The sequence below is a fragment of the Bacillota bacterium genome (assembly GCA_040754675.1).
Classification (GTDB): Bacteria; Bacillota; Limnochordia; order Limnochordales; family Geochordaceae; genus Geochorda.
In genome coordinates this window covers 1-4,956 of the sequence record JBFMCJ010000303.1, presented here as the reverse complement: position 1 = coordinate 4,956, position 4,956 = coordinate 1, and the positions used below count along the sequence as shown (strand labels likewise).

The following is a 4,956-nucleotide window of genomic DNA, read 5'->3' as shown; positions in this document are numbered from 1 at the left end:
GGCAAGCAGGTGCTGCTCAAGGGCACCAACCTGGGCAACTGGCTGGTGCAGGAGTTCTGGATGATGGGGCAGGGCGGCAACGGCGTGACCGACCAGTGCACGCTCGAGGCCAAGCTCACCCAGCGCTTCGGTGACGCCGAGAAGGAACGCCTCATCAAGCTGTTCCGGGACAGCTGGATCACCGAGCGCGACTGGGACCAGATCAAGGCCTTCGGCTTCAACGTCGTGCGCCTGCCCATCCTGTGGAGCGTCATCGAAGACGCCAAGAAGCCCAAGACCCTGCGGGCCGACGCCTGGGCCTACCTGGACTGGAGCATCGCCCAGGCGAAGAAGCGCGGCATCTATGTGATCCTCGATCTGCACGGCGCCGTGGGCGGCCAGACGCCCAACGACCACACCGGCTGCGCGGGGCAGAACACCTACTGGACCGACGCCGAAGCCCAGGAGCGCACCCGCTGGCTGTGGCAGCAGATCGCCAGCAAGTACAAGGACGAGCCGGCGGTGGCCGCCTACGACCCGCTCAATGAGCCTTGGGGCGCCACGGCCGAGGCCATGGTCACCCGCGTGGAAGACCTCTACCGCACCATCCGCGCCGTGGACGACAAGCACATCGTGCTGCTGCCCAGCCACTACGGCAGCATCGACGCCTACGGCAACCCGACCGCCAAGGGCCTCACCAACGTGGCGTTCGAGATCCACCCCTACCCGGGCCTCTTCGGTGACCGGCCGGGTGACACGCCGTATGCCATCCACCGGGACTGGCTGCGTTGCGGGCCCACCGGGACGACGGGCGTGTGCGCCTACAACAAGCAGGTCAGCGAACTGAAGGTGCCCTTGCTGGTGGGCGAGTTCCAGCCCTGGCAGGGGGCGGGCCTGGACCTCGGCGGCCAGATCGGCCGTGCGACCTACGACACCTACGCCAGCTACGGCTGGGCGGCGACGTCCTGGGCCTACAAGCTCGTCACGCCGGCGGGTGGGTCGGGGCAGGGCACCTGGGGCATGGTCACGAATGCGCCCAATACCAACTTCGACCGCGGCGTGGGCCTCGTGGCCAAGGCGAGCACCTGGGACTGTGCCGGCTGGGACAGCACGCTGGCCAACGCCTGCGCGGTCAAGGCGGCGACCATCAAGGTGGGCGGCACAGGCCCCAAGACCTACTACTTCGTCATCAAGACCGGCGCCAATGCGGGCAGCAACCCGGATGTGAGTTTCGACAAGATCAGCATCGTCGACAGCACGTCCAAGGGCGAGCTCATCGTCAACGGCGGCTTCGGCACGGCCGCCGGCTGGACGACGCTGGCCATCAGCGGCAGCCTGAACCTCGACTTCGGTGACACCACGGCGGGCAAGGCCCCCGCCGGCAGCGAGGGCGCCGTGCTGCGCGTGACCCGCCCGGCCGGCGTGACCGGCGAGATCAACGGCGGCGTCTACCAGGCCATCACGCTGGAGGGGGGCAAGACCTACACGCTCAGCGGTGTCTTCAAGGACAGCGGCAGCAGCAACACCTGGGCAGAGATGTACCTGCTCGACAAGCCGCCCGTGCCCGGCCAGGACGTCATCGACATGGCCGGCAAGGTGGACTTCAGCACGGCCAGCGTGGCCGAGATCGAAAACCTGTTCAAGAGCTTTGCGACGCAGGCCAACGAGCCCCATGCGGGCCTGGCCCAGTGGCTGGTGAGCCCCACGCCGCCCGAAGTGTTCCAGCTTCCGGCGCGCCCCGCGGGTTTGAAGCTCGCCGAAGGGGTGGGCGGCAATGCGCTCACCTGGACGGCCAGCACGGATGCCAAGGTGACGGGCTACCGGGTCTACCGTGCGCCGGGTGCCTCGGCCAGCTACACCGTGCTCGCCGACAAGGTCACGACTGCCGGCTACACCGATACCTCCGCGGTGTCGGGCACGACCTACAACTACGTCGTGACGGCACTGACCGCCGCCAACGAGAGCTTCTACAGCGAGTCCGCCAGCACCACCGTCGCCTACGTCCCCGTGCCCGGCCTGATCCAGGCCGAAACCTTCACCGCCATGAGTGGCGTGGAACTGGAGGCCTGCACCGACACCGGCGGCGGCCAGGACGTGGGCCACTTCGACCCCGACGACTGGATCGAGTTCAAGATCAGCGTGGCCACCCCGGGCAAGTTCACGCTCGACTACCGCCTGGCGACCGCCAATGGCAGCACGGGCTTCGAGGTCTGGGTGGACGGCGCCAAGGCCGTGGACGTGATGGCCGTGCCCAACACCGGCGGGTGGCAGGCCTGGGTGACCCAGACCAGCACCCCCTTTACCCTCACGGCAGGCAACCACACGCTGCGCTTCAAGTCGATCGGGCGGGAATGGAACCTGAATTGGTTCCGCGTCAACGCCCAGTGAGGCGCCCCCACCCGGCGTCGCACGGCGCCTGAGGCTGACGCTTGCCGAGCCGTCAGATTCAGCGGGACGCCGCCGGGCCGCCGCTGGCCCACGCGGTCGACCGCAGGGCGCGAAGACGCTGCTGCACGACCGCCGTGGGCGGGTAGGGCGCCACACCCGGCGCGAGTGCCTCGAGCTGGCGGCGTGCCTCGTCGGGGCGGTTGGCTGCCGCCAGGGCCTCCGCGCGGTCCATCAGCAGCATCTGCCGCAAGGCATCGTCCGGCCCTTGGGGTTTGAGCAAGTCGGCCGCTTCGGCGAACAGCGCCGCCGCCTCGAGGGGCTGACGTTCGGCGCGCGCGACCCAGGCCCGGGCCTGCAGGAACAGCGCCGGCTGCGGCAAGGCCCAGCGCTTGAGCGCCGGCTCCAGGCGCGCGAGCCGTTGGCGAGCTGCGGCGCCCTGGCCGGTGCGTGCCTCCGCCTGGGCGAGATGCAGTTCGGTCTCGGCACCGTCGGTCTTGTCGAGCACCACCAGCTGCCGATGCGCCGCCGCCACGGCGCCGCACACCGTGTGCAGCAGACCCAAGCGGGCGGGCGCGGCCAAACCCAGCTGCTCGCAGTGCCGGTCGATGGCCTGGCCTTCCACGTACTCCAGCACCAGATAGGGCCGCCCCAGGGGCGTCGTGCCGCCGTCCAGCAGCCGGGCCATGTTCGGATGCGAGAGCTTGGCCAGGATCTGGCGTTCCCGCGCCAGCCGCGCCAGCGCCTGGGCTACTGGCTGTGAGACATGCGTGCGCTCGTCGGCCAGGCCGAGCATGCGCAGCACGCGCTCGACACTCTCGCCGTCGGCGCCCAATTCGGCCAGGCGGCCGCGCTGCGTCGCCTCGTCCGGCAGGTCGGCCGCCGCGTCGAACAGGGCCTTGGTGTGGCGATAGGGCGTGGCCGAGCCGTCGCCGGGTGGCGTGCTCGACGCCGCAGTGGTGTCGACAGCGTCACGAAGAAGTGACCGCGGCTTTCCCAGGCCGGCGGTTCGAGCAGCACCCTGAGGAGGGGCTCGCTGACGAGGTCATCGGCCGCCAGGCTGGGCGTCTCGCTGCCCCGCAGTCGCGAGCTGGCCATGCGCAGCAGCTCGGCGTGCCCCCCCCGCAGCACCTGGTCCATCGCCGAGCGGTCCCCTTGCCGCCAGGCGCTGAGCAAGTTCGTCAACGGAGCGGCACTCGGGTGTGCGTGCCTTGCCGCAGGGACGGGAGCGGAGGTCATGACCGGGCAGCTTGAAAAAGAGACGCGCGATGTTGGCGTCGACCGGCTTCAGTCAACTGGCACCCATGTGCAGGGATGGACACGGAGACCTTCATGCGGGGCGTTGAATCTTTTTTTTCCCGGCGTGATAGGCGCCCCCTCCCGAATCCGTTGACGTGACTGGAGGCCTGAACACGTCCGTTCGGGCCTGGCGAGCCGACCCGCCATGGGTCAACGGACTTTTCAGGAGGAATGAACATGAGCCAACACCGGTTTTCCACCGTGATGAGATCATTGGCGTGTGCCCTGTCCCTGGGCGCGACGGCGGGGGCGGCCCAGGCCGGGCTGTGCACGCTGACCAACGTCGGCGATCAGTGCGTGATCAACTGGGACGCGTCAAGCCTCGGACAGGGGCCTTATGAAGCGTACGTCTCCATGAGCAGCGGGCTCGTCCCCGGCAATTCATTGGTGAGTTGGTCGTGGTTCGATGGTCTGAACGCCAGCGGTGTGCAGGTGTCGTCGGGAGGCCCCCGCGATTGGATGAACGCCCTCTTGAGTGCGCCCTGGGCTGGATCGGCGATGTGGAGCGATGGTCGCGCCTCCTTGCGACTGACCGCCGTCTTTGGGGCCACCGACATCTATCTCTCCACCGTGCGGTTCACGGACATGAACGGCGTGACCTTCGCCGTCGATGGGACCGCCCAAGCCGTGAACACGGTTCCCACGCCGGGCTCGGCCGCCTTGTTGGCGGCCGCCTTCCTCGGCTTTGGCGTGGCGATGCGCAAGCGCCCGCGCTGATCGGCGCTCGGCCCCGTCCGGCCCCGTCCGCAGTGCCGGGGCCCGGCCCGGGCGAAGCCATGCTGTGAGGCGAGCCGTCGCGCCCCGGTGCGCAACGGCTGACCTGCGCACGGCCGCGCGTGGAGCCCTGCATGAGGCGCCCCACGCGGCCTGCCCGAAGCCTCTCGGGCCACCATCCCGCCGTTCGCGGCGTGTCCTGTGCGTCTCGTGTCGCAGGGTTCGTCGTTGCCGCCCGCGGCAGCCGGCCATTCCCCTCCCGTCTCCCTGAACGCCCCGGCGCCCTCACCGTGATGGCGGGCCGCCGGTGTGGCCGCGTCGATCGGCGGGCCGTGCGGGCCCGACGGTTCTGCCCGGGCCCGCGTGGGAACCCTTCCAAAAGTTGGAAACCCGTTCCTTCCGAAAGTTGGAAACCCGTTCCTTCCGAAAGTTGGAAACCGAGGCAATTTTTAAGGCGCTTTGCGCATTGGTTCGTGACGCCTCATGCGCCGACGGCCATCGTGAGGAATGGTGCGGGTTTGCCGGGAGTTTGAGCTGACCGGTCCAGCGCACGGAACCAACCGAGGTAGCTGGCCAGGT

General features: G+C 69.1%; 4 protein-coding genes. 2 read left to right on the top strand and 2 right to left on the bottom strand.

Features of this window, described 5'->3' with window-relative positions; translation table 11 throughout:
- Nucleotides 1-2,367, top strand: a 2,367-nt coding sequence (locus tag AB1609_15420) for a carbohydrate-binding protein (GenBank protein ID MEW6047844.1), incomplete at its 5' end; no start/stop codon positions are given.
- Nucleotides 2,368-2,425: 58 nt separating this feature from the next.
- Here the strand turns inward: AB1609_15420 and AB1609_15415 are convergent.
- Entirely contained in the window at nucleotides 2,426-3,169 is a 744-nt protein-coding gene (locus AB1609_15415) for a hypothetical protein (protein MEW6047843.1), read from the bottom strand.
- A complete protein-coding gene (locus AB1609_15410) occupies nucleotides 3,115-3,603 on the bottom strand; it encodes an ECF-type sigma factor (protein MEW6047842.1) in 489 nt (162 codons plus the stop codon). Before AB1609_15410 ends, AB1609_15415 begins: the two co-directional genes overlap by 55 nt.
- 237 nt (nucleotides 3,604-3,840) lie before the next feature.
- Between AB1609_15410 and AB1609_15405 the strand changes: the two genes are divergently transcribed.
- Nucleotides 3,841-4,380, top strand: a complete 540-nt coding sequence (locus tag AB1609_15405; protein ID MEW6047841.1) for a hypothetical protein — start codon at nucleotides 3,841-3,843, stop codon at nucleotides 4,378-4,380.
- The last annotated feature ends 576 nt before the right edge of the window (nucleotides 4,381-4,956 follow it).

What these genes read in the sequence shown, in the direction of transcription:
- AB1609_15410 (MEW6047842.1), bottom strand. Translation starts at nt 3,603, where the DNA reads ATGACCTCCGCTCCCGTCCCTGCGGCAAGGCACGCACACCCGAGTGCC.
- AB1609_15405 (MEW6047841.1), top strand. Translation starts at nt 3,841, where the DNA reads ATGAGCCAACACCGGTTTTCCACCGTGATGAGATCATTGGCGTGTGCC.